Below are 24,742 nucleotides of genomic sequence, written 5' to 3' on the forward strand. Positions count from 1 at the left end.
GACGTTTTTGACGAATTCTTTTAATTGTTGATTAATATTGAAATTTTATTCTATCAACACAGAAATGGATCACAGCCTTATTTATACAGTGTAATTCAGGTTGCAAAGCTTACCAAGAAATTTAAATGTTAAATGAGAGTCTAACTAAGCTAATATCGTTCTTACTTCAGCAAAACAATGAATTATCGAGATTTCACCTTTGATGAGATATTACTATTTTATGAAAACTATTATGTGGAATATTATTAAATAAAGACTGGCCTCAAAACCTATTTATGTTATTAACGAAAAGGCGGACTTTTTTGAGTAAACTATAAGAGATCTGAAGAAGGGCTCTGATTCTCTATGGAAGTTGGGCTTTGAACGAGAAGCAGATGGCCACTTAAGCGCACTTTTGGACAAAAGTTTGTTAGAGTTATTCACTACCCGCAGGTAATACTCATAAGGTTTTGTAGGGGCCATAAGGAAATCGAGCTGTTAATCTTACTCACATTAATGATAGGACCAGTTCTGTATAGTGGTTGTATAACTTATTTTGTAACAAAATCAGTTATACCACTACATGTCAATCCCTATCAAGAGAGTGACAAATCATTCGAAGTACATACCACCAAGCGTAAACCGAATGATGGCTTTGACCATCATTATCATCCAATAATCCGTGGGCCACTTGGTTTCTAAAATTACAACCCAGACTCTCGGTAAAGATCGCCTTAAGTTCAAATGCTACTTTTTCACCGAACATTGTTTCGAAATTATTTTTCAGTACTAAAGAGCTCAATGAAATTTCATCCTCAATACTATCCTTATTATCATTTATTGTTGTGCTATGTTCACCTGTATCCTTTAGTTTCATTCGAACAATATGCTCTATCTGTGGACACAATAAATGTATAGCAGCAGAAAAATCATGCTCAAAACCAAACCAAAGTGCCAAGCCTAAGGTTTTTTCTCGGCCATCAGGTACTAATGGAGAGTGTAAGCATATCAACTCAAAAAACTCTCTAGAGAAAGAATGCTCTTTACGTAGTTGGTCTAAAGCAGGCAATAATTTAGTTTTTACATCGAAATTCATGTAGAAGAGATAATTTTCAATACATTGTTCATGTATTGCACGTTCAACATTTTTAGCATCATCTTTATTATGAGCTGGTGATTTACCAATAACTCGCCCATCTCGTGAAATATTGATCGTACTTACCATCGATTTATGATTTACATTTCTTAAGTTTTTTTCAGCCTCAGCGGAAATAGTTTCTAAATCAGAACTAACAGTCAAATCACAGTAATAGAGAAGAGCCGTCTTTGCATCTGTTTTACCTGATACATGTTTTTTTGCGTTAACTACCATATCAGATACATCTGGCATGGGGAGCTCTATCGTGACCATTTCATCAATCATTTGTTTACCTGAATGCTCAATTTTATGCTTTAGCCTACTTATTATTTCTTCTATTTTGTTTTGATCAGTACGATATTTAATTTCAATATCTCGGTATGCTTTTAATGCATCACAATAAAATAATTTTGCAACTACAGCCGAGTCCGTTAATCTTTTATCCCCTTCAAGTTCATAACTGTTAGCATAAAAAACCCTTGAGTTCACCCATGGTGCTTTATCTTTAAATCGTGTAGAAATTTCAATTGCAAGTTTCATATACTCTCTGGTTACATGATACTCGCCTTGCTCGTTAGACTCTTTGGCTAGTTCAGTTAAGCGTAAAAAAATATTGTCAAAATTATCAGCCTTACTACTTGTTTTAAATAGTAATGAGCAGAGTTTTTTAACTATGAAATTATATTTTCCATGATTTAGATGAATAGCTTCTAAGATTCTATCTTTTAACTCAGTCAATCTATTTAAGTCTTTGATTTTTTTGCAGAGTACTAAAGCTCTTTCCCATTCGTTGACTTTATACAAAAAACTTGAGTCAAGCTTGATTTTCTTTCTGGTGTAACAATCAATTGCAAGTTTAGCCCAATCTTTAATTTGGTATTTAGTCCTATAAAAAAGAATCTCAGCCAGCCGAGCTTTTAGGTAATTATCGTCAGTAAAAGGAATGATGGCTTCATAAAACTCTAGGTCTTCTTCAGTAAAATTTTTCAAAATATTCGTTTCTGAAGGTAAGACTAATGTGAACGGGTAATAGATATTATCGGGGTGCCTAAGCTTCAAACTAACAACCCTCTCAAGCATAGACAAGGTGGTTTTTTTTGAATAACTAACTTCTTTTCCTATGACGGTGCGAAGATGAAGTTCATAGGAGTGACCATCTTCAGGCATAATGGAGATCTTTTCATCCCACTTTAATGCCTTAAAAGCATCAACATATTCGTCAGTCATAGTTTTCCACCTAGGGTTTTATGCGATAAAATCAATGACTAATATTAGCATAACACTTAGTTACGTCATGGATTAATGCTCATCATTCTGCGAAGACTTCTTCTTTATCAAATGCTAGCTATACAAAAATATCGACATTAGGCAGATAAAGTCCCTCCCCAATTGATGAAAGTATTAGACCGAGTCTTGCCGCTATCCTAGTCATAAGTTTTAGTATGGGAAATTTCTTGAAGGAGCGATTAATCTAACCTTACTTCAAACTCGTTTTGGGGCAAAAGTGAGTTAGAGCGGAACGTCCGAAAACGGCATTATTGAGAAGTAAGCGACCGAATTTAAAAGTGCATAAGTCTAAAACGAGCTATTGGCGCTATTAAAGGTGATCAATGTCTACATATATCTCATCCTGATTTATTCGTTCAGTTACGATATTAGATAGTTCGTAATCTTCAACTAAGGTGACAAGAGCATCCAACTCATTACCTTCACGAGTGCAAGGTTCAGATTTCCACAAGTCTTCAATACGCTTCAATACTTCTTCTAAATCTGTTTTTGATTTTATAGATGTGATGGTCATTGAGTTCTGCTCCTTTCTCCACAATTTATTTTTTAATTATGGCAGATATGCCATAGTTAAAGTTGTTTAAGGAAGTTATTTATTTGGTTAACAAGCTGCTGTCCTAATCTGGAGGCGCAATAGCTTGTTGCAACTGAGAGTCTTCTTTCGCACAATAACAGCCCATATCCCTATAAAATCCGGTAGACCGCAATTGGCACAAACGCGACTATCAGAGTGAGTTGGATCATTAATAAGTTCAAATCAACGTTTTGATCTCTAAAGCGATAGCTTCTTGTTAAATTAAGAAAAGGATAAAACTTGGCTTCATGCTTTACAGTCTGCATTATAATGCGCATCACTCCTCAAACACTTTTCTTTTATGCGTTATAGCCATACTTGAGCCTGTTTACGGTATTTTTAATAAATTCACGGCCAGCTATAGTATCTATAAATGTTAAAGGTTTTTTAGAGTCGAATTGGAGTGAAGGGGTATTTAACCAAATATTAAAACGTTCTATATTTTCAAAGTAATCAAGGCAAAAATAGCAGGTTTTTGCAACTTCAAATATATTTTCACTTAAAGTGGTATTTAAAAGCTTTAATTCTTTTTTATAGCGTACATATGAGCTATTGCTAGTTCTAATAGCTGAAGAAAATATTCGTATACTCCAGCCTAACTCTATCCTTAAACGTTCAGCATTTTTGATATCTACACCTTGATGTATAAAGTTAATTTGTTCTAGATAACTAGATTTTTCACTGATCTTTCTATTGCTTAAAATCTCTATAAGGTCTATTTGTTTATGAGTTTCAGAGAAGCTATACATAGCAACACCTTAAATTAAATTATGTTTCCTCGTGTAACTGAAATCGATGTTACCTGTAGAGGTCTACTTGAGATAAATTCTAGCGTATTTACCGCAATTCACTTAACCCCAAAGCAATAGCCTCTTGCTGAAAGCGGCCTGATATATTAATAATTCGCTCATAGGCACCGGTTAAAAAATGTTTCTCTGTTGCTTCAGGTCCATTGTTCATAGCTGGCTGCTCAAAAAAGTCAGCAAAGTTATCAAAATCGAACTGGGTTTTGGAAGGTTTTTTACTTTGTTTATTAAAAGTAATATCGCTTGAATTTTCATCTACAGTGTTTTCTCCAGCAGCAGTTTCAATCTTTTCAAACTTAACTACATCAGCTTCAAATGGAATATCTTGATTAACTCTATACGCATACTCTAAAAGCTTAGGTTCGGCGGGCATGTACATAATAGCTTCTTGGTTTTTAGAGTTTGTTACCCTCAGTATACGGCCCAATATTTGCCTAAAATGCATTTCTGTTTTTATGTTTGTAAGGTGACAGCAAACCTGCAAACGAGGGATGTTTGTACCTTCGCTAATCATACCAACAGAAATAATCCACTTAGTTTGTGCATACCTAAATTGCTGAATAATACTCGTAGGTTCACTCTCTCGGTAGGTTACAACAACGCTATCCTCGTCAAAGTAAGTTCGCATTAACAAAGAGATTTGATGGGCGTGCTCAACAGACGATGCAACAATCAATCCCGCTGAATCGGGGTTTTTCAATCTGATTGAAGTCAGCTTTTTTTGAGCTGAAGAAATCATGTATTTTATTACCGCTTCATTTTCAATAATTTCTTGATAAGAAACGCCAGAGTCGTTTAATAACGTTTTAAAGCAGTTAAATGTTTTGGTTTCAGCGTCATCTACAACTGTAATGCGGCTATTATCAACAGCTACTATTTGTGGAACCCGACAAACATTATCTCCAATAGCCTCAGAAAGCCCATAAACGTAATCACACGCTATTTTATTGTTAGGCTGTTGATACGATGAAAGAACAATAGGAGCAGCGTCAGAGCGCCAAGGAGTGCCTGTTAAGGCTAATGTGTACTGTGCTTTATTTTGAATGTTAAGTATTATCTGCTCACCCCATGCATTGGCATTGTCAATATTAGAGCCTGCACAATGATGAATTTCATCAAATATTACAAAAACACGATATCGTTCAAATAGTTGCCAAAAGTGCACATCTAAATACTGTAAGCTTTGATAGGTTAAAGCTCTACCTTTAGCGCCAATAAACCCATCAAATCGTTCATTCGTTTTTAGCTGTAAGCTTTCCTTAAAGTCTTGGGAAACAATAGACGACGGGGAAAAACAAATGATTAAATCGACCATATTGCTTTTTAATAACTGGTTAGCTAATTCTGAAGCCATCAAAGTTTTACCCGCCCCAGGAGTTGCCAAGGCTAAAAAGTGGCTATTGCCGTTCTGATATTGTGTAAGCGCAAAATTAATACATTCGGCTTGCCATAGTCTTAGTTTCATATTTTTTCTAATGCTTCGTTTTGCTTCAGTAAGCCTTCAATCGCTCTAATCTTGCCAAGTATTCTGGTATTGTTGTCTCTTGCTTTGTTGTATTGTGGCTGTAGTTCATCTACCAGTTCGGGTGACTCCAAATAGAGCTCTTTATATGCCTCAGATTCACCCATATTCAATAATAGCTCGGCTTTGTAATGGTTTAACTTACTAAGTAACAGCGCATGTTTATCATTTTCTTTTTCTGTGATTGAAATAGGTATTGAACTAGCTAAGTGAGTAATTACCTCAACATCAAAGCTCTCTGTTTTATTGAATCGCGTAAATCCTTTTTTATTTGATACCACCTTTTTCAGCCAGCCTTTTTTAACAAGCTTGAGCAGTTCTGCGTATATACTTCGCCTAACTGCGGTAGGTATCAACGAAGCATCACTTTTTAATGTTAAGTACGCCGAGCGTACATCACTTGTTGTAAAGTTATCAAAATTTGGTGCAACAATAATTTGAGCTACGAGAGGGTCAAATTTCAAAGTAAATCCTAATGAACTTCTTATAATAATGGGTATTATAGGGCGTGGTAGTTAAGCGCTCAACATGAAAATCTAATCATTTTGCCTTGAGGAAAATCAGGTGAGTGATTTAGTTAAAAATTTTGGTGAAAAACTACGAGAAAAACGTAAAGAAGCCGGCTATTCGCAAGAAGGTTTTGCCGCCTATGTTGGTATAGAACGCGGTAATTACGGAAAAATGGAAAGAGGTAATGTTAACATTAAGCTCGAAACTCTCTACAAGTTAGTGAATGCATTAAATTGCGAGTTTGAAGAGATACTACCGGCAAGACAAAAGTATAAAATTGACCTAGATTAACCAAAAACTACTTAGTACTAATATATTATTAAGTTTTTAATTAATTAGGGTATATTAATCACCATTACCTCAGGAATATAAATAAGCGAGTGAGTTGCTTTTAGTAAAAAAATCACCTTAAACTCTCTGGCTAACAAGGACTTAACTTATATGTTTGAACAAACTTTTAAAAACATCGACGACATTTTTCATAAAGACGCAGGCTGTTCTAGCGAACTAGACTACACCGAGCAATCGTCGTGGATGCTATTTTTAAAATACCTTGATGACTTAGAGTTTACAAAGTCTCAAGAAGCCGAATTGATGGCAGAAGACTACCAATACATTATTGATGAAAAGTATCGTTGGAGTTCATGGGCTGCGCCTAAAACTGCTAATGGTGAGTTTGATCACGACAACGCCTTAACTGGCAGCGATTTAATGGATTTCGTTGATGGTGAGTTATTCCCTTACCTTAAAGGTTTTAAGCTGCGTGCTAAAAGCCCTGACACTATTGAATACAAAATTGGTGAGATTTTTAGCGAAATCAAAAACAAAATTCAAAGTGGTTATTCACTGCGTGATGCACTAGAGAAAGTAGACGAACTGCGTTTTCGCTCACAAGAAGAAAAGCACGAGCTTTCCCATCTTTATGAAACAAAAATTAAAAGCATGGGTAACGCTGGCCGTAACGGCGGTGAATACTACACACCACGCCCATTAATTCGCGCCATGATCGACTTATTACAGCCACAAATTGGCGAAACCATATACGACGGTGCCGCAGGTTCGGCAGGTTTCTTATGTGAAGCATACGACTACCTTCGCCAAGGTGGTGCCAGCAACAAGCAGCTTTCAACCAGCGACTTAAAAACCCTGCAAGAAAACACCTTTTACGCCAAAGAGAAAAAATCTTTAGCGTACGTTATCGCCATTATGAACATGATTTTGCATGGCATTGAAGCACCTAACGTTATTCACACCAATACACTGGGCGAAAACCTACAAGACATTACCCCAAGCAACCAGCACGACATTGTATTAGCTAACCCGCCCTTTGGTGGTAAAGAGCGTAAAGAAGTTCAACAAAACTTCCCGATTAAAACCGGTGAAACCGCCTTCTTATTTTTGCAGCACTTTATAAAAATGCTCAAGCCTGGTGGCCGCGCCGCTATTGTTATTAAAAACACCTTTTTATCGAATACCGATAACGCCGCCATTGCTTTGCGTAAAGAGCTATTAGAAAACTGCAACTTACACACCGTGCTAGATTGCCCAGCCAAAACCTTCTTAGGCGCTGGTGTAAAAACCGTGGTTTTGTTTTTTACCAAAGGCGAACCAACTCAAAAAACTTGGTTTTATCAACTAGACCCAGGCCGCAGCTTGGGTAAAACCAATCCGCTAAACGATAACGACTTAAAAGAGTTTGTAGAGTTACAAAAGGGCTTTGAAGACAGTGCTAAGTCTTGGTCATTGGCTACAACTGAACTTGATGATGCAACATGGGATTTATCGGCTAAAAACCCGAATCAAGCGGAAGAAGCGCCACTGCGTGAACCACAAGCCATCATTGAAGAAATCATCGCGCTGGATAAAGAGAGTGAAGCAATTCTGGGTAAAATTCAGGAGTTGTTGTAATGGGGCAGAGGGTAAAGCTTAGCGATCTTTTTCAGATAGGCTCTAGCAAAAGGGTTCTTAAGGCTCAATGGCAGAAAACAGGAGTTCCTTTTTATAGAGGTCGCGAAATAACAAAGCTTTCGCAGTTAGGCTCTGTTGATAATGAATTGTTCATTACGGAAGAACTTTATGCTGAATACGCTGATAAATATGGTGTTCCTACTGCTGGTGACATAGTCATTACTGCTATTGGGACTATTGGCAACTCTTACATTGTTTCAGAAGGTGATAGATTTTACTTTAAAGATGCAAGCGTACTATGGCTTAAGAAAGCGTCGGAGGTTGATAGTAAATATATTAACTTGTGGTTGAAATCACCTTTAATGAAAAATCAGCTGGATGAAGGTAACGGGGCAACTGTTGATACTTTAACAATTAAGAAACTACAAAGCTTAGTTGTAGACTTACCAAGTATCCCCGAACAAAAACGCATCGTCGCCATTCTCGATCAAGCCTTTGCCGATATAGAACAAGCCCGCACCAAGACCGAGCAAAACCTCAAAAACGCCCGCGAGCTGTTTGAAAGCTATTTGCAGCAAGTGTTTAGCCAGCGTGGTGATGAGGTCTCATTATCAGAAATTACAGAAAGTATCTCTGATGGTGACCATTCAGCACCTCCGAAATCAGAAGAAGGGATTCCGTTTATTACGATCTCAAACATTAACAAATTAACAAATGAGATCGATTTTAGTAACACATTTAAAGTTCCTGAGAGCTATTACTCATCGTTAAAGGCAACGAGAAAACCTACTGTTGGAGATATTCTGTATACGGTAACAGGCTCTTACGGTATACCTGTTATTGTCAGAGATAAGAAAGAGTTTTGTTTTCAGCGACACATTGGTTTAGTTAGACCAAACAAAAACACAAACAGTAACTGGCTTTATTATTTACTTATGTCACCGCAGGTTTTTAAGCAAGCGGATGAAGGCGCAACAGGAACAGCTCAAAAAACAGTGTCTTTAAAGTTATTACGTAGTATTAAAGTACCGAATATACCTTTAGATAAACAAATTAGTGCGGTGAAAGACTTAGATAATATTTATCAAAAATCTAAAAAGTTGGAGTATATTTATACTACAAAGTTGGTAGTTATTGACGAACTCAAAAAATCTATCCTACAAAAAGCCTTTTCAGGTGAGTTAACGAAAACTCTTGAGGTTGATACAAACAAAGGAGCGGTGGCCTAATGTCTCAAGCAAGGACGCGTAACGAAGCCGACACTAGAGCGGATTTAATTGATCCTAAGTTAGTCGCTGCCGGTTGGGGTGATGTCGATAGCAGCTTTATTCGCCGCGAGCTTATTTGCCCTGGTCAAATTATGGCCGGTGGTAAACGCGCTAATAAAGTCCCGTGTGATTATGTGCTGGTGTACAAAGGCCGTAAGCTTGCCGCAGTCGAGGCCAAAAAAGAAAGCCTGACTTATAGCGAAGGTGTACGCCAAGCAAAAGATTACGCAAAGCGCTTACAATGTCGTATTGCGTATGCCACTAACGGCCATGAGATTTACCAGATTGATATGCTCACCGGTGTTGAGACGCTGGTAAATGAATACCTGTCACCGCAAGCGCTTTGGGAGTTAACCTTTGAGCAAAAAGGCGATACACCAGAAGCTGATTATACGACTGCTTGGCGTGATGCGTTTTCTACCATCCCTTTTGAAGCCAAAGGTGATTGGGCACCCCGTTATTATCAAGAAAACGCCATTCACAATGCCCTCGAAGCTATTGCCCAAGGTAAAAGTCGAATACTGCTGACATTGGCTACCGGCACGGGTAAAACCTGTATTGGCTTTCAAACCGCTTGGAAGTTATTTCAAACCCGTTGGAGCTTAACCGCACAAAAAGATATAAGCTTGGCTAAAAAACGCCCCCGTATTTTATTTTTGGCCGACCGTAATATTTTAGCCAATCAAGCGTTTAATGATTTTGGCTCATTTGGTGAAGACGCCATTGTACGTATTACCCCTGAAGATATTCGTAAACGAGGTGGCGTACCTAAAAACGCCAGTGTGTTTTTTACAATTTTTCATACGCTTATGTGCGGGCCTAAAACCGAATTAAAAGAAGCCACGACAGAAGAAGACGAAAATGCGCCAATAAAAAAGGCAGAAAACCCGTATTACGAGCATTACCCAGCTGATTTTTTTGATTTGATTATTATTGATGAATGTCACCGTGGTGGCGCAAATGATGAAAGTGCATGGCGTGATATTCTTAATTACTTTGCCCCCGCTGTACAGCTAGGCTTAACCGCCACACCGAAGCGTACCGATAACGCTGATACCTATGGTTACTTTGGCGAACCCGTTTACAGCTATACTCTAAAAGAAGGCATTAACGATGGTTTTTTAACGCCATTTAAAGTGTTACCGATTGTTGGCACTATGGATGAGTACAAGTATATCGAGGGGGATGGTGTTGTTGTAAAAGGCGACCCTGAGCCTGGTAAACTGTATAAAGAAGGTGACTTTAACCGCATTATTACCATACCTCAGCGCGAAGAGCGCCGTGTGCACTATTGGATGGATCGCTTTAATCCTAAAGAAAAAACCATCGTGTTTTGTGCAACACAAGTCCATGCCGGTATGGTACGCGATTTTATTAATCAGTACGCAGTAAAAAAGGGCTGGACCACCAACACTAACTATTGTGTTCGTGTTACCGCTAACGATGGTGTAGCGGGTGAAAATGATTTAAAAACCTTTTGTGATAATGAAAAAACGATTCCGACAATTTTAACTACATCACGCAAACTCTCTACCGGCGTTGATGCGCGTAACGTACGTAACATTGTGCTCATGCGCCCTTGTAATAATATGATTGAGTTTAAGCAGATCATAGGCCGAGGCACTCGTACATACGATGGCAAAGACTACTTTACCATTTACGACTTTGTAAAAGCGCACCATAACTTTGCTGACCCAGCTTGGGATGGTGAGCCAATACCCAGCGAAGTATGCCCAGAGTGCGGCACAACCCCGTGCCAATGTGCAGACACTGGCGGCGATGGAGCCGGTGAGAAGAAACCGTGTAAAGTGTGTGAGCAAAAACCATGTGTTTGTGAAAAAACAGAGCCAGAAGGTTGTGAAAAATGTGGCGAAAGATCATGTGTATGTGAAAAGCTTGAAATAAAGCTCTCAGACGGGCGTACACGGCAAATCAAGCATATTTCCTCAGCAATGTACTGGAGCGCTGAAGGCAAGCCCATCACAGCTAAAGAGTTTGTTGAACGTATGTTTGACGATTTACCGCACTTTTTTGAAAACGAAGACCAACTACGTGAAATTTGGAGTGACCCAACCACCCGCGAAAAGCTATTAGAAGACTTAACTGAAGCGGGTTACGATAGTGAAAAACTCGACAGCATGAAGGCAGTAATCGACGCTCAAGACAGCGACGTATACGATGTTTTGTCTTACGTAGCCTATGCCGCAGAAGCGCAAACACGCACCGAGCGAGCCCAACAGGCAAAACCTAAAATAAATTCAGCGTTTAGCGATTATAAACAACAAGAGTTTATCGACTTCATATTAAGTAAATACATTGAAGATGGCGTGCAAGAACTGGCACCTAAAAAAATGCGTAGCCTAGTAGAGCTTAAATACAACACCATTAACGACGCCGCCATTGAGTTTGGTTCACCGGCGGCTATACGCGATACGTTTATTGGTTTTCAGAGGTATTTATATGAGTAGAATATTTCTGAGTGATGAAATAATAAATAGCTACAAGGTAGTTTAATGATCGATAAGTTTAAAGAGATACTACTTAAAGTGGAAAAGGAGGCTGACGATGACTTTTCTGGTATAGGGATTATTTTGTATAGTGAGATAAATGAAATTCCAGTATTCCCTCTTCATGGCAATAATATCGAAGTTGAAGAAGATGAACTTGTACCCACACTAGTTAAAATTTCAAAAATAAATAGTTCTTACCATGATGGATTTCACTTTATATCTCCTAATTTTAAGCTATCACATACTTCTCAGTACTTCTCTCCCCCGATTGTTCGCGGTATTAGAGTAGGTAAAGCTAGAGTAGCTGTTGGGGGAAGATACATGGCTGCACTTTTTGGCTCCTGTATACCAAGTATTCTATTAACGGGAATAGTAACTAAGAGTAATGGCGTTGTTATTTTTAAAGATGGTGTGGAAGTCTATTCTAAGGAACGAAAGTGATTAATTTATTACCTCTAACAAAAATTATTGCAGCAATTTCTGTGTTATACGCAGCTTTAATCGCGTTAATACTTCTCTTTATTTATGACGAGAAATCAGGCGTTACTGAAAGTGTTATGGTTGCGTTTAGTGGTGCTACTTTTTTAAATTTGTTTTTATTTGGAGTCATATCTGTTGGTTGGAAATGGCTTTGGGAAAAACTTCCACCTCTGAATCAATTACTGTTTCCTGACTTAAATGGCGAATGGGATATGACAATACATTGGAAGCGAGGCGATTCGGAAGGTAAAGTCCAAGCAATAGCATATATCAAACAAGATTTTTTAAAAATGAGTATGGAAGTTTCTTCTGAGGATTCAGATTCAAATACCTTGTTAGCAAAGCCTCAAAAAGATCCCGAATCAGGAAGAGCCATTCTATATTATATGTATAGAACCACACCTAAGTTGAAAAATGGAAACTCAAGTTTGCCATATGACGGTACTGCAATTTTAAAGATAGATCATACTAGCTTTAACTTGCTTGAAGGCAACTATTATACAGATCGCTCAACAACAGGGCATTACGAACTTAAAAGGAAGCGTGTTTGACAATAATTTATGGGGAATCTTTACTTCATTATTTTTATAATAAAGTTTAGTATACGCGGTTGATTGTTTTATATCCGCTCTTATGAATAACAATAGGGACATTATTTTGAATACACCTTCTTCCGATAAGCACTTTCAAATTTTATCACTTAGCGGTGGTGGGATTCGAGGACTTTATACAATACAAGTTCTTGCAACTTTAGAAGGGCAATTAGCTGAACAGCATCAGGATGAAAACTACTGTATAGGTCAGCATTTTGATCTTATAAGTGGAACATCTATTGGAGGACTTATTGCTCTTGGCTTAGCTAATGGAATAACAGCAAGACATATTCTTCAGGAAATGAATAAAAATCGATTAACCATATTTCCTTCAAAATTTAATTTTTTCAAAAAATGTAGTGCTGCATTTTCCACTTTATATAAACAAGAGCCTCTAAAAAGATTATTGGAAGATATTTATGGTGATGCAACCATTGGCTCCTTAAATACACGGATTGTCATCCCAACTATCAACTATAGTAAAGGGCAAGTACAAGTTTTCAAAACTCCCCATTGTAAACAGTTTAAATCTGACCATGTTCATAGCCTTGTAGATATAGCTTTAGCGACAAGTGCTGCACCCACTTTCTTTCCCATTCACGAATTTAATGATAACTGGTATTTAGATGGCGGTTTAGCGGCTAATTCACCTGCATTTATTGCTATCCATGAAGCTAATTACTTTTTAGGAGTTCCGTTAGATAAAATACGGTTACTTCAAGTTGGAACAATGGGAAATAAATCCACCACTAACCATAAAGGGGCCAAGGATGGAGGTTATTGGAGTCGTTGGGGATTAGGAAGTAAATTAATTGAAGTTTGCTTGTCAGCAACAGAGGGCTTGCATAATTATTTAGCCACTCATTTATTAGCAGAAAACTCCGAACATCTTGAAATAGATATGAGTCCTAGCCGTGACCAGTGCTCAGTACTTGAATTAGATAATGCTTCAGATGAAGCCGTCAAAACACTTATTAGCAGTGGGAAAATTAGTGCTCAAGAATATTGCAGTGACCCCATTTTTGAAAAGATAATTGCTCAAAAAGCTAGTGAACCAACATTTTTTTATGGTGTTAACCGTAATGTTTAATTAAGGAATATTTATGCAGCAAAAATTTAATGCACATCGACTATTAACTAATGGTAATGAAAATATAGCCTTTATTAATAACTTAAACATTACTGATACCGAAGATGAACTACTAGTAAACTGTAGAAAAGATGTTCGAAAGTACCTAAGAGAAGGGTTTCACCAGCTAATAAATAGCTCAGCAATAAAGTTTCAAGAGTTTGAGGACGAAATTAAAAACTTGAAGCCTAAGTTTTGGACTCAAGGCAGTTATGCATATAAAACTATGAATAATCCTGCATTTAACCCACCACAGCAAATAGATCTAGATGATGGCGTATACTTTCCTATGGCTTTACTTGATGGTAAGCCGCATGCCGTCAAAAATAAGTTACTAAAACTGGTTAAATTAATTCTAACGGAATTAGCTGAAAGTAAAGGTTGGGGAGTATCAGTAAAGCCAACTTGCTTGCGCTTAGAAGTTAATAAAAGAGTCCATATAGATATTCCTGTTTATGCCATCCCGGAAGAAAAATATGTAATGCTTAAATCAGCAATGGAAAGTCGAAACTCTTTTGCAGGTTTGTTAAGCGATTCGGAAATAATATCCTTAGAACCAGATCAAGTTCATTTAGCTCGCTGGGATAATGATGACTGGATAAAATCTGATCCAATGGATTTGCATGATTGGTTTATTAGTAAGACTAAAGTACATGGTAGACAGTTTTTACGTCGGTCTTGTCGATATATGAAAGCATGGCGTGATAATACTTGGAATAAAGGTGGTCCGAGTTCCATTACTTTAATGGTGGCTGTAGCTAAAGTTTTCGATGACAACCTTATGGTTAATAAAAAAGAGTTTTCAACGGATTGTGAAGCCATATTGGCTATTGCTAAAGAACTTCCTGTGATATTTAATTCTGAAATTAAAAATCCAATTGCGGATGATGAAATTATGTTTCCAAGAGGTATTAACTTGAGTGAGGTTAACGCTATACGTCAAAAAGTCAAAGAATTTAGTGATTCAGTCATTAATGCTTTGTGTATTAGTCAGACAGAGCAGCAGGTCGTAGATGAGTTCATGGCAATATTCGGAAATAGATTACCGAATAAACCTGAATGGGTAGAACGTTATACCATAGTTGAGGTTGTTAGAAATGCACCTCATGTGACTTCTACCGCTTCTACAGCTTTCAAAGAAGAACATCGCTCAGGATAAGCTATTGGAAGCTGAATTTTTTTTTAAAATTTGTGCAAAGGTCATGGTTAGTCGTGGCCTTAGCATTGCTAATGGAAGAAAAGTAGCATTTGATTGGAGTATTAAAGTTAGAAATACTAATTTTTCACTTGAAATAGCCCAATTCGAACCTTCGTTTATTACATTACCTATTGTGACATTCAAATGTCTTCCGCCTGAATTACCTAACACTCTGATTCATGTAAATCCAGATCGTACTCTCTGCTACATGGATAAGTCAGATGTTTACCTTGACCCCTACAAACCAAGTGCTGCATTAGATTATATCCTCAACGCTATAGAAGAAACATTGGATAAAATAGTCGATGAAGAAGCTATAAATAATGATTTTGTTAGAGAGTTTGATGCATATTGGGTCGCTCACGATAACTGTTATCTATTATCTAAAGAGAAAAAAATTAAAGCTCAATTTTTTGATCGAAAAGATACTTTGAATGAAGGTTCGAGCAAAGAGTGGCTTATTTTTGATGAGAATGATGAAGTTAGAAATGAAAAATGGCTAAATAAAAGAGGTTTTTTAGAACATATTCGTGAAGTCCCTGTTATCACTGTTCGCTTTACCGAGATGCCTAAACTTCCCACAAGCGAGGTTGTTAGTTCTTGGCCACCTAAGACTTGGCAAAGTTTTTTCAACTGGATATCAAATTACCATTCTACCCTCTCAAATGAATTAATGCGTAAGTTATGCGAAGGAAGTATAAACTCTCTTCAGCAACTCGTTTTATTTAGCGTGCCGAATATAGAAGGGAAATATTCAAGTTGGTTTGCGGTAAGAGTTAAATTTACTAAAAGAATTCAAGAGTTAGCAAGAAGGTACGTTGCCTCTAGAAAACCAGGTCGAAGAAATAAAAGTGTGTCCCCAAATACAGTAAGAACTATGTTTAAGCGTGACTTTACGACCACTTTCTATCGCCTATGCGTTCAAGACGCCTCAGCCGACTTTATTTTAAATAGAAACTTACCAGAAAAAATTATAGAGAATAAAAGAATCGCTATTATTGGTTGTGGGACTATTGGTGCAACCACGGCTAATTTATTAGTAAAAATTGGAGGAGGGTATGGTAATACAGGAAGGATATCGTTGTTCGATAAAGACAGATTAAAAGCTGCAAATATTGGTCGTCATCTTTTAGGGGAAGAATATCTTGGTGAGTATAAGTCTCAATCTACACGGCATTATTTGCAAAAAAAATATTCCTGGGATACAAATATTACAGCTAAAAATTCGAATATTAGTTCCATTGATGCTTTTTATGAACTACTGATGAAACATGACATAGTAATTGATGCTACTGGAGAACAACAGCTCTCTTCATTCCTCAGTCACCATTATAGAAAAGCATTAAAATCTAAATTAACGATATCTTGTTCTATCCTACATGGTTGGGTTGATGCAAACGGTCTAGCTGTTAGGGCATTGCTTGATGATGGTAAATATGGCTGTTATAGATGTATGCTTCATGATGAGAATGGAGTTTTAAAAGAAAGATTTCCATTAATAGGTAAAGGTAAAGAATGGCCTCATCATGCTCAAAAACATTTTGCTTGTGGGGAGTCTTTTACGCCATATACTGAAAGTGTATCCTATTCTGTTGCGGGATTAATGCAAGCGATGACAACTGATTATTTTACAGGTAACCCTTCACCAAGATTTAGACATCAAGGCTTTCATCAATCTATTCCAGCTACTAAATCACAGAACATAACCCCCTTAAAAGGTTGCCCCTGTTGTGGTTAAAAAAAAGGACCTATTTACACTTTTACCCGGAGGCGGGTTTTTAATTTTGCCTATTGATGTTTTAGATAAAATGGAAAAACATGCTCAAAGATCAGGCAGCGACTGTGAGGCTGGAGGTTTAATTATAGGCTCATTAAGACAAAAAAAAGAAGAACGATTTTTATTAAATTCCCCACCTCATATAGAAATTACTGACATTTCAGAGCCAGGTTTAAAGGATCTTCGGACGCGTTTTAGTTTTGTTCGAAAAGGTAAGCATCACAGAGAGCTAGTCAATAAAGCTAAAATCAATTCTAATAATGAGATTGATTATTTAGGTGAGTGGCATACACACCCTGAAGCTAATCCTTTACCGTCCTCAATTGACGTTTATCATTGGGAAAGAAATTTAAGAGGAAGGCATGCGGCTCTAATTATTATTGGAACAAAGTCTGTATGGGTTGGGTACTGGAATGGGTGGAAAGTAATTAACCTTCCAACGTTGGAGGTTGATTGTTTTGCACTCAATTCGGATTGAAACTTAAAAAATTTTAATATCGTAACTAACCTGAAATAGCAATAAAGGTACCCTAAACGGTTTATACGTTGCTTTACTTTTCAGTCTTTGCTAAAAATCTAATTTAAGCTTTATCATAGGCGCTAAAGTCTGATAATAGTATTAATGCATGATACCCGTGATGTGAAATTGCAATGATGGCAGCCTTTCTATTAGATGCAAACCCGTGATATAAATTGGCGATGATTTTTATAGATACTGGGTTCGCCGCATATAGAGGTCCCTACTGGCCTGCAGCTTTATTTTTTTTGTGCCGCCTCTTAAGTGACATTATCCTTTGGCGTAACTTTTCCTCATTATTGAAACTTAGTTAATAGCATTAATGAAATTTAGAATCATCGCAATACATTTTACTTGTTTTCTTCACTTAATTGTTTAATGAGTTGTTGTTGCGCTAGCCTTAAATTGGCAATAGTTTCTTGCGCAGTATTATAATCAGCTTGTAATGCTGCATATCTCTTTGCCAATGATCTTTGTTCTACTATCACTTGTGAGTTGATTAACTCGCGGAAAAATTCATGGTACTTTTTATTCTCTAAGTTCTTAACTTCACTCTGCAAGGATTTTTTAGCAATTTCTAGCTCAGGTTTAGACATCCTGCGCCCATCAGTCGAATGTCGGCCGCCTAGCTTCCACATATCTAGTAAAATATCATTCTGTTCTTTAATAAATTTAAACAAGTCTTCTTGCCGATCTTTTCTAATGTTGGTGTCGCTAACATCAGCTTTTTTAGCAATATGGGCGTTAATTAGGGTTCGGTCTGTAACTTTAAGGTCTTTAGAAGCCCCATTTTTAATCTGTATTTTTAATTCTTCAACCAGTTCAATCGTTGCATAATATAGCTTCCTAGTCATTTTATTGCCTGATTTAACCCAGTCGGGTAGTTCCACTTCGACAGGTTTTTTTCTTAATTTATCTAATTTTGAATTTTTCATAATCTACTCCATTGCATCTAGAATTTTATTGCCACGTTCAACTAATCGCTCACTGACTTTGAAATGCTGGCTATTTTTCAGTGGAAACCGGTCTAAAAAATCCTGATGACTGATTACATTTCGTAGCACACTGTCGTAGTTACTCTTCTTACTTCTGAATGAGTGATGGCACCCTGAGCACAGTTCAAAACATCCATTTAGTAGATTAGGTACTCCCGTTTTTTTATCTAGACATTTTGATAGATGTTTAGTTTTCGTCAATACTAAGCAAAAACCGAACTCGTGTGGTATCAAAGAGTCAAAATCATTGCTCAAATCATTCATGAATTCATCTAATTCTTCAGGGGATCTGAATGCCACCTTACTGACTTCATGGCGTATGTGTAGCGCCATAGCTCCTGTAAAATCGCCAGCGTCTTCGCCTACCATACGTTGCAGTAACTCCTTGATATATCTTCGTTCAGCACCCTGACTGATATCATCAAAACCCTTGCTATCAGTGTAAGAACTTGTGAATGAACTACCTACACGGTGACGATAATGCTGTCGTATAGCCTCTAAAACATCACCATCGAAACGCCTGATTGCGAAATCTGCAAAGCAATGTCGGAAGCCATGGGGAATTATGCTTTCACAAATTTGACGTAAATGCTCACCATGTTTTTTTATTAAATTTTCGTAAAACCCCTGAACATTCTTTCTAATATTCCCAGTGCTAATACCTAACTTTTTTGTTTTGATGTCTGATGGGGTTGCGCCGAAGTGAGCTGACCTAAAGGATTGTGCGAATAAAGGCATACTACCTTCGTCAGTTTGACCGCGCTTAGGCACATAGCTCAAGTCATTGAGTATCATTGCGGCTTCCGCTACCAATCCTGACATGCTACGCATTTCGCTCAGTCCGAGGTGTGTTTTATTGATGTTAGTACGAAACATCCAAGTTCCGTCCGATTTAATATCGTAATCATCAGCATCGACATTCGATAGTTCGTGAACGCGAATTCCTGTGAGGCAGAGGAAAACAATCATGCAAGCATTATAGACTTCAAGGCATAACTCATTAACATGTACGCCCCCTTTTAAGGTGAAGATATCACTTATGGGAAGTGCCTTATCAAGCCCTTGTAATTTAGCGTATTCTCGCTCAATCTTCTTAGCAAATTGTTTGACTTTACTGTTGAGGTTTTTGTCCCCCCCTTGACGTTTTCTTAAAGTATCTCCCTTTATATATAACTGAAGTCTAGGCTCTAGTCCTTCTTGCCCATGAAAAACCACACTATGAGGGCTTAGCTTGAATTCTCCTCGTTGTGCGCGAAAATACGCTTGCAGTAGGTGCGTGCTGGAATGACGTAAGATTTCAATAGCTTCGCTGAGAAGAACCATACTGATCTCCAATGGGATCCTGGCCAAACTATCTCCTTTTAACCATTCAACATAATCGACCTCCATATCAATGACCTTCTGCTTTAGCACCGTTTGGATAAAGTTTTTAGGGAGGTGTAGCAGTAAGCCATCATTCAAAAATCCCTTGCGATAATATTTCCCAGTAGTTTTTAATAAAGTTATATCCTTCTTTATTGAATGGAACGCAAGTAATTTTTTCCTCTTAAAACGTTCATGATTATCTGTCTGTTCAATTTCATTAAATGCTAGAGCATTTACATAAGATGAACATTCGGTTTCTCCCCACTGAGTTAGTGGCCTGTCAGGATGATATTTTGTGGCCCATGCTGTGAGCTTTTTTACTTGTATAAGTTTTGCAAATACAGTTGAAAATCTTGCACTTAATGCTTGCGTGTTTGGGGATACATAGCCCCCACAGACTCTAATCAGCAGTTGTTTTCCCCATATCCGCCAGTAGTTATTGGCATCTGGAAAGGCAACATCCAAGTCTATTACCTCGCCTGATATATTGTCGGTGATTTTAAAAACATCATCAGTTAACTTATTGACTAGTTTCGGAGAATCATTATCTTGCCCTGTAGGCGCTATGTTGGTTTTCATTAAATTGAGATCCATTAGTATTGATCTTAAAGCAGTGAAGGGTACGGGATGTCAAATTCAGCCAGCATATCTTTGCCTGCTTGCTGTAAATTGGAGGGGAATTGCTCAAGCATCTCACTTAAGTACGCTAGATTAATTCTGAGCATTGATGCTTTTTGCTCGCTATCCAAGCGCACAGAAGGTAGTTCTTTTTTGATGTGGGCAATGTATCCAGTGATAAGCGCAGCGGTGATTTCAGTAGTTACAATAAGAGTTTGACCTTGATAGTTGATACCACCCCAGATCTCAGTGTCCAGATCTATTGATTCAAGCATTTCCTCAAACTCATCCTTGGAGTTACTGATACCTAGGATTTTTCGTACTTGTTGCATATCTAACACTTTTGTATTCTTGATATATTCACTGATTTTCAATGCTTCTTTTTCATACAACTCCCCGATTTGCGCGCCGAATCTACGATGAGATTCTATTTTCTGAGGTGAATTGCTACGGTCATTGTAAATATTGGCTTTCATTGCTACAGAATGAGCAGTCAATTCTGCTTGAACTTCAGCAGAACCGTTTGAGTCGATATCGCTTGTTGGTTTGCTCCCTTTTTGATAAACATTAGTACTATCATCCATACGCTTGCGTGACATTGAAATAGCCGTAGGGCTTAAAGATATTACTGAATGCTTAGAGTTTAATTTAATTGCATCCAAACCAAGCTTTTTCCGAACTCTATTTTTTCTTGAATACTCGATCCTTTCTAACCGATGTTTATTATTATGTTTGACTAATCTTTCTAGTAACCATAAAAATGGAGTGCCTTCGTCACCAGTTTCTTCGGAAAATATAGCATGCATTAGGCTATTTCTGTCCAGTAAAAGTGATATGAACGAATCAAGCTCATTAGAGCTTGATGATATCGCCCCCGAGCTAATTATTTTTGATTTATACGGAAAAGTTTTACCTTGCTCTGACTTAGGAAGAGTCGTTTGTGCTTCTGACATCAAATCATGATAGTTTTTCAATGTGTCATGTATAATATTTTTTCTACTGTAAATGGGCGTTGCTGAGTTAGCACTTCGGCGGCCTTTGCCATACCCAAGTTGCAGACTTTTATCTGTAATTGAGAAATCGGATAATGTGTGCAGAGATAAACCTTGTCGTTGAATGGATTCGGTAGCCAGTAAACACTGAATTGAAAACATTTCTATATCGGATGGGATACTGAGGAACCGAAACGTTAATGAACTCAGGCTTTGTATTTTATATGTTATTTTCATAGTCGAATATGTAGCGAATTTTCCTTTTTTCCTGTTGAAGAATCGCTTTGCCCAGGCTAGCTTAGTTGTTTTTCTATCTAATTTGCTCGCCTCAGGCAGTTCATGTTGGCACAGCCACTCAATGGTAAGAGGGTTTTTTTGCTCTAATATAACCTTATATAAATGGTTATAGGCACTCTTTATTATTTGATATTTATCAGGGCTTGTTTGACTGTAGATCATTTTACATTTTATAGATAAATGAGGTTGAAAACATGCTGAAAACAATGGATTGATCAGATTGTTTTTTTTCAGTTTAGCTATCCATTGCTGAAGAACTTTATCTTGCAACAAATCAGACCGCATAGTGCCAAGTTTTTCATTGAAGAAACAACACGCGAGGCGAAGCGCTTTGATCATATCTGTATCATTGTAAGGACAGTTCTGCGCACCAAATAAATCGACTAATGACGGCTCCGGTGTGGAATTATATCTGTTGCTAGGTATATCTGGCGCAAACGCTAGATATGATATGAAATCGGTAGTAAATACAGGAAGTAGAGCGTAATTTTTTTGCCTCAACAGCCATTTTGTAGGTTCAACTATACTGAGCATTTCGTTATAGAAACTTATTTTTGATTGTTTCGTTCGATAGCGAAGGTATTCTTCATATACATTGAGTGGTACACCATCGTTTAAATACTGTGTGTGCTTGGTAATAAATGTAAAGAAATTTGTCTGCCTGGTTATTTCGTTATATTTAGTTAAAGGTCTTTTCTTCAAAAAGTCATTTGATTGCAAATACAAAATTACATTGCGCATAATGTGCAAGTGTTCATAGCCAACAGGGATATTAAGTTTTTTAAAAATAGGTTTTGTGCAGCCGCTTGACTGACAAAACACTGTTACTTCAGTCTCTGAAACTTTAATCGGAATTACGGTAGCGGGAGCCATATTTTCAAGAGATATAAATGTTGCATCAATAGAGTTAATGCTTCCAGTGGTATCTTCAGTTTCTTCAATACTCATCATCCACGTCCTTTTTTTGCGTAGTGATGCTTGCCATACTTAGTATCATCAAGACTTAATTTAGTTAGTACGGCCTCTCGTTTATTAAGCAGTGCGTCAAAATAGATGTATTTAAAGGTAGTGCTTTTTTGTGTATGCCCCATCCACTGAGGTACGTAGACCCAAGGGTCCATTTTTAATGCCATACACAAAGAAACAGCATTAGTAGCAAAACATTTTCGTCCTTTGTGATAGCTCCGATTTTTCCAACGCAGACGCTCAGTAGCTGTAATTTCGGGACGAAGACAATAATGGTCTGCACATTTACGAAATAATTTGGTTGCAAAGGTATCGCTTACAATGCGCTTCCCATTTTTCATACAAATTAAATTGCCATTTTTAATGTGTCTTGCCCGACCCCATAAAAATTTGTAAATTCTATCCACTAAAGTAACGGGGAAAATAACAGTTCGGTATACGCTTCCCTTACCATACACGTCGAATTTTAATGTAGAGGGCAATCGATTTTCAACTTCAGGTAATTTTTGTCTGAGTTTTTCAATATTCATGTTCTCTTCGAGAACAACCTCACCAGAGCGAAAACCTGCCTGGTAACCAAGTGCCAAAATCAGTTCATTTCGTTCATTAATAAAGTCCCCTTTGCTTCTAACTTGGGCAACTAACTTATCCTCGAATTCTTGTTCAGTAAAGTATATGTCGTGCATTTCTATTGAAATATTACGAAGGAATGTCGATGTGTCACCAGTGTCTTGATAAGAAAATGAAAAGTCAGGAATATGTGTCGTAAAGCCGTAGTCATATGCATAACGATAGAATTCTGATATAGCAGCGATATGCGTTTGTATTGAGCTATCCTTGAGCTTTTTTTTCTGTCTTAAATAGCCATAGAGGTAGCCGGACATTTCATTATCGGTTAATGAGTTCCAATCGCTAATAGAGCCATCTGCTCTTATAGAATTCTCAATCATTGTGAAAAATTGCTTGATCGGGTTTTGATAAGTTCTAACAGTTTTAAATTTGTTATTTTTCGCAGTATTAAATAAGAATGCAGTTGGTACAACAAGGGGTAAGCCATCTTGCAGTAAAACGTATGATGTTAGTGTGTGTAGGCCAAACTCAATTCCTTCCACCTTCTTGCATTTAATCACCATATTATCCTTACATTACTTTTCTTGACAAAATTAACAGTACTCTAACTCTAGACTGGTTTGTCAATATTTCAACTTAAATTAAACAAGGTAAGATATGATATGGACTGCTTTTATGCGGCCGTAGAAATGCGCGACAATCCTAAGCTTGCAAGCGTACCACTGGCAATTGGCGGAAATAGTCGCCGTGGAGTGCTCTCTACCGCTAACTATATTGCTAGAGAGTATGGGGTGCGCTCTGCTATGTCTAACTATCATGCCAAACAGCTTTGCCCTGACTTAGTTATTGTGCCTGGAAGAATGGCTGTTTATAAACAAGTATCAACACAGATCCGCGCCATTTTTAACCGCTATACTGACCTTGTAGAACCTCTTTCGCTTGATGAAGCATATTTAGATGTGAGCCATAGTACTGCTTTTAAGGGCAGTGCAACGTTAATTGCAGAGCAAATTCGTACCGATATTTTTAATACCACAGGACTGACTGCATCTGCAGGTATTGCCCCAATAAAGTTTATTGCCAAAATAGCCAGTGATGAAAATAAGCCTAATGGGCAATTTGTGGTATTGCCTGAGCAGGTTGACTCGTTTTTAGCCCAATTGCCATTAGGTAAAATTCCAGGAGTGGGTAAAGTAACTCTAGAAAAGCTTAATTTAAAAGGGTTATACACGGGGCAAGGTGTGCGCGAAAAAGGGGCTAATTGGATGCAACAGCATGTGGGTAATTTTGGTGTATCGTTATATCAAAAGTGCATGGGTGAGCATATAGGGCGTGTTTCCACCGAGCGGATTCGTAAGTCATTGAGTGTGGAACATACTTATGAATACAACAAAAACAGCCTAGATGAATGCCTTGAACAATTACCGCAACTGTTAGATGAACTCGTGGTTCGATTAAATAAACAGCAACTACAACATAAAATTAATAAATTAAGTGTTAAAGTTAAATTTGCTAATTTTGTAGTGACCTCAGCAGATCAAGCTGCGCATCAATTAAACACGGCTATTTTTAAAGAGTTACTCGCCAAAGCCTATCAACGTGGATTACAACAACCGGTGCGCTTATTAGGAATTGGCGTGGGTATTAAAAATCAACCAGAGCATAATTTACAGCTCAGTATTTTAGATGTGTAAAACGTGTAACTCCAAGTTGCCAGTAAATATGCAGGTTATCGCAGTTCAC

At 37.5% G+C, this 24,742-nt stretch carries 20 protein-coding genes; 11 read left to right on the forward strand and 9 right to left on the reverse strand.

Features of this window, described 5'->3' with window-relative positions; genetic code table 11:
• Nucleotides 1-565: 565 nt before the first annotated feature.
• From AAEY57_RS12605 to AAEY57_RS12625, 5 genes are all read right to left on the reverse strand, one after another.
• Nucleotides 566-2,344 (reverse strand): DUF7380 domain-containing protein, encoded by a 1,779-nt coding sequence (locus AAEY57_RS12605; RefSeq protein WP_350607993.1) that lies wholly within the window; start codon nucleotides 2,342-2,344, stop codon nucleotides 566-568.
• A gap of 370 nt (nucleotides 2,345-2,714) precedes the next feature.
• Nucleotides 2,715-2,918 carry a hypothetical protein gene (locus AAEY57_RS12610; RefSeq protein WP_350607994.1) on the reverse strand — a complete coding sequence of 68 codons (204 nt, stop codon included), beginning with the start codon at nucleotides 2,916-2,918 and terminating at the stop codon, nucleotides 2,715-2,717.
• Between the two features lie 359 nt (nucleotides 2,919-3,277).
• Nucleotides 3,278-3,727, reverse strand: coding sequence for an antitoxin Xre/MbcA/ParS toxin-binding domain-containing protein (locus AAEY57_RS12615; protein ID WP_350607995.1), 450 nt, complete (start codon nucleotides 3,725-3,727; stop codon nucleotides 3,278-3,280).
• Between the two features lie 88 nt (nucleotides 3,728-3,815).
• Nucleotides 3,816-5,249 carry a DEAD/DEAH box helicase gene (locus AAEY57_RS12620; RefSeq protein WP_350607996.1) on the reverse strand — a complete coding sequence of 478 codons (1,434 nt, stop codon included), beginning with the start codon at nucleotides 5,247-5,249 and terminating at the stop codon, nucleotides 3,816-3,818.
• Complete coding sequence (locus AAEY57_RS12625) at nucleotides 5,246-5,770, reverse strand: VspR family transcription factor (protein ID WP_064665407.1); 525 nt, start codon at nucleotides 5,768-5,770, stop codon at nucleotides 5,246-5,248. Before AAEY57_RS12625 ends, AAEY57_RS12620 begins: the two co-directional genes overlap by 4 nt.
• Nucleotides 5,771-5,870: 100 nt before the next feature.
• On the opposite strand from AAEY57_RS12625, the gene AAEY57_RS12630 reads away from it, so the two are divergent.
• The 10 genes from AAEY57_RS12630 (at nucleotide 5,871) to AAEY57_RS12675 (ending at nucleotide 17,157) form a co-directional block, all read left to right on the forward strand.
• A complete protein-coding gene (locus tag AAEY57_RS12630; protein ID WP_350607997.1) occupies nucleotides 5,871-6,107 on the forward strand; it encodes a helix-turn-helix domain-containing protein in 237 nt (78 codons plus the stop codon).
• 150 nt (nucleotides 6,108-6,257) lie between these two features.
• Complete coding sequence (locus AAEY57_RS12635; protein WP_350607998.1) at nucleotides 6,258-7,724, forward strand: class I SAM-dependent DNA methyltransferase; 1,467 nt, start codon at nucleotides 6,258-6,260, stop codon at nucleotides 7,722-7,724.
• Nucleotides 7,724-8,953, forward strand: a complete 1,230-nt coding sequence (locus AAEY57_RS12640; RefSeq protein WP_350607999.1) for a restriction endonuclease subunit S — start codon at nucleotides 7,724-7,726, stop codon at nucleotides 8,951-8,953. The genes AAEY57_RS12635 and AAEY57_RS12640 overlap by 1 nt, the downstream gene beginning before the upstream one ends.
• Nucleotides 8,953-11,460, forward strand: a complete 2,508-nt coding sequence (hsdR, locus tag AAEY57_RS12645) for an EcoAI/FtnUII family type I restriction enzme subunit R (RefSeq protein ID WP_350608000.1) — start codon at nucleotides 8,953-8,955, stop codon at nucleotides 11,458-11,460. Before AAEY57_RS12640 ends, hsdR begins: the two co-directional genes overlap by 1 nt.
• A 45-nt stretch (nucleotides 11,461-11,505) precedes the next feature.
• Nucleotides 11,506-11,943: a hypothetical protein gene (locus AAEY57_RS12650; protein ID WP_350608001.1), complete on the forward strand. Its 438-nt coding sequence runs from the start codon at nucleotides 11,506-11,508 to the stop codon at nucleotides 11,941-11,943.
• Nucleotides 11,940-12,533 (forward strand): Cap15 family cyclic dinucleotide receptor domain-containing protein, encoded by a 594-nt coding sequence (locus AAEY57_RS12655; protein WP_350608002.1) that lies wholly within the window; start codon nucleotides 11,940-11,942, stop codon nucleotides 12,531-12,533. The genes AAEY57_RS12650 and AAEY57_RS12655 overlap by 4 nt, the downstream gene beginning before the upstream one ends.
• Nucleotides 12,534-12,639: 106 nt before the next feature.
• Nucleotides 12,640-13,665: a CBASS cGAMP-activated phospholipase gene (locus AAEY57_RS12660; RefSeq protein ID WP_350608003.1), complete on the forward strand. Its 1,026-nt coding sequence runs from the start codon at nucleotides 12,640-12,642 to the stop codon at nucleotides 13,663-13,665.
• A gap of 13 nt (nucleotides 13,666-13,678) precedes the next feature.
• Nucleotides 13,679-14,863 (forward strand): CBASS cGAMP synthase, encoded by a 1,185-nt coding sequence (locus AAEY57_RS12665; RefSeq protein ID WP_350608004.1) that lies wholly within the window; start codon nucleotides 13,679-13,681, stop codon nucleotides 14,861-14,863.
• A 4-nt stretch (nucleotides 14,864-14,867) separates the two neighbouring features.
• On the forward strand, nucleotides 14,868-16,640 hold the full coding sequence (locus tag AAEY57_RS12670) for a ThiF family adenylyltransferase (RefSeq protein ID WP_350608005.1): 1,773 nt from the start codon (nucleotides 14,868-14,870) through the stop codon (nucleotides 16,638-16,640).
• Complete coding sequence (locus AAEY57_RS12675; RefSeq protein ID WP_350608006.1) at nucleotides 16,633-17,157, forward strand: Mov34/MPN/PAD-1 family protein; 525 nt, start codon at nucleotides 16,633-16,635, stop codon at nucleotides 17,155-17,157. The genes AAEY57_RS12670 and AAEY57_RS12675 overlap by 8 nt, the downstream gene beginning before the upstream one ends.
• Nucleotides 17,158-17,546: 389 nt before the next feature.
• On the opposite strand, the gene AAEY57_RS12680 is transcribed toward AAEY57_RS12675, so the two are convergent.
• The 4 genes from AAEY57_RS12680 to AAEY57_RS12695 are packed head-to-tail and all read right to left on the reverse strand — an operon-like array spanning nucleotide 17,547 to nucleotide 23,562.
• Complete coding sequence (locus AAEY57_RS12680) at nucleotides 17,547-18,131, reverse strand: hypothetical protein (protein WP_350608007.1); 585 nt, start codon at nucleotides 18,129-18,131, stop codon at nucleotides 17,547-17,549.
• A gap of 3 nt (nucleotides 18,132-18,134) precedes the next feature.
• The gene (locus AAEY57_RS12685; RefSeq protein ID WP_350608008.1) at nucleotides 18,135-20,135 is read right to left on the reverse strand and encodes a site-specific integrase; all 2,001 of its coding nucleotides are present in this window, start codon (nucleotides 20,133-20,135) and stop codon (nucleotides 18,135-18,137) included.
• 26 nt (nucleotides 20,136-20,161) lie between these two features.
• On the reverse strand, nucleotides 20,162-22,414 hold the full coding sequence (locus tag AAEY57_RS12690; RefSeq protein WP_350608009.1) for a hypothetical protein: 2,253 nt from the start codon (nucleotides 22,412-22,414) through the stop codon (nucleotides 20,162-20,164).
• Entirely contained in the window at nucleotides 22,411-23,562 is a 1,152-nt protein-coding gene (locus AAEY57_RS12695) for a tyrosine-type recombinase/integrase (RefSeq protein WP_350608010.1), read from the reverse strand. The genes AAEY57_RS12690 and AAEY57_RS12695 overlap by 4 nt, the downstream gene beginning before the upstream one ends.
• Nucleotides 23,563-23,661: 99 nt before the next feature.
• On the opposite strand from AAEY57_RS12695, the gene dinB reads away from it, so the two are divergent.
• The gene (gene dinB / locus AAEY57_RS12700) at nucleotides 23,662-24,693 is read left to right on the forward strand and encodes a DNA polymerase IV (RefSeq protein WP_350608011.1); all 1,032 of its coding nucleotides are present in this window, start codon (nucleotides 23,662-23,664) and stop codon (nucleotides 24,691-24,693) included.
• Nucleotides 24,694-24,742: the final 49 nt, after the last annotated feature.

Origin of the sequence: Pseudoalteromonas sp. MER144-MNA-CIBAN-0113 (assembly GCF_040308965.1) — a bacterium.
Lineage (GTDB): Bacteria > Pseudomonadota > Gammaproteobacteria > Enterobacterales > Alteromonadaceae > Pseudoalteromonas > Pseudoalteromonas tetraodonis.

Coding starts and splice junctions, on each gene's coding strand:
- AAEY57_RS12605 (WP_350607993.1), bottom strand. CDS start 2,344: ATGACTGACGAATATGTTGATGCTTTTAAGGCATTAAAGTGGGATGAA.
- AAEY57_RS12610 (WP_350607994.1), bottom strand. CDS start 2,918: ATGACCATCACATCTATAAAATCAAAAACAGATTTAGAAGAAGTATTG.
- AAEY57_RS12615 (WP_350607995.1), bottom strand. CDS start 3,727: ATGTATAGCTTCTCTGAAACTCATAAACAAATAGACCTTATAGAGATT.
- AAEY57_RS12620 (WP_350607996.1), bottom strand. CDS start 5,249: ATGAAACTAAGACTATGGCAAGCCGAATGTATTAATTTTGCGCTTACA.
- AAEY57_RS12635 (WP_350607998.1), top strand. CDS start 6,258: ATGTTTGAACAAACTTTTAAAAACATCGACGACATTTTTCATAAAGAC.
- AAEY57_RS12640 (WP_350607999.1), top strand. CDS start 7,724: ATGGGGCAGAGGGTAAAGCTTAGCGATCTTTTTCAGATAGGCTCTAGC.
- hsdR (WP_350608000.1), top strand. CDS start 8,953: ATGTCTCAAGCAAGGACGCGTAACGAAGCCGACACTAGAGCGGATTTA.
- AAEY57_RS12650 (WP_350608001.1), top strand. CDS start 11,506: ATGATCGATAAGTTTAAAGAGATACTACTTAAAGTGGAAAAGGAGGCT.
- AAEY57_RS12665 (WP_350608004.1), top strand. CDS start 13,679: ATGCAGCAAAAATTTAATGCACATCGACTATTAACTAATGGTAATGAA.
- AAEY57_RS12680 (WP_350608007.1), bottom strand. CDS start 18,131: ATGAAAAATTCAAAATTAGATAAATTAAGAAAAAAACCTGTCGAAGTG.
- AAEY57_RS12685 (WP_350608008.1), bottom strand. CDS start 20,135: ATGAAAACCAACATAGCGCCTACAGGGCAAGATAATGATTCTCCGAAA.
- AAEY57_RS12690 (WP_350608009.1), bottom strand. CDS start 22,414: ATGATGAGTATTGAAGAAACTGAAGATACCACTGGAAGCATTAACTCT.
- AAEY57_RS12695 (WP_350608010.1), bottom strand. CDS start 23,562: ATGGTGATTAAATGCAAGAAGGTGGAAGGAATTGAGTTTGGCCTACAC.
- dinB (WP_350608011.1), top strand. CDS start 23,662: ATGGACTGCTTTTATGCGGCCGTAGAAATGCGCGACAATCCTAAGCTT.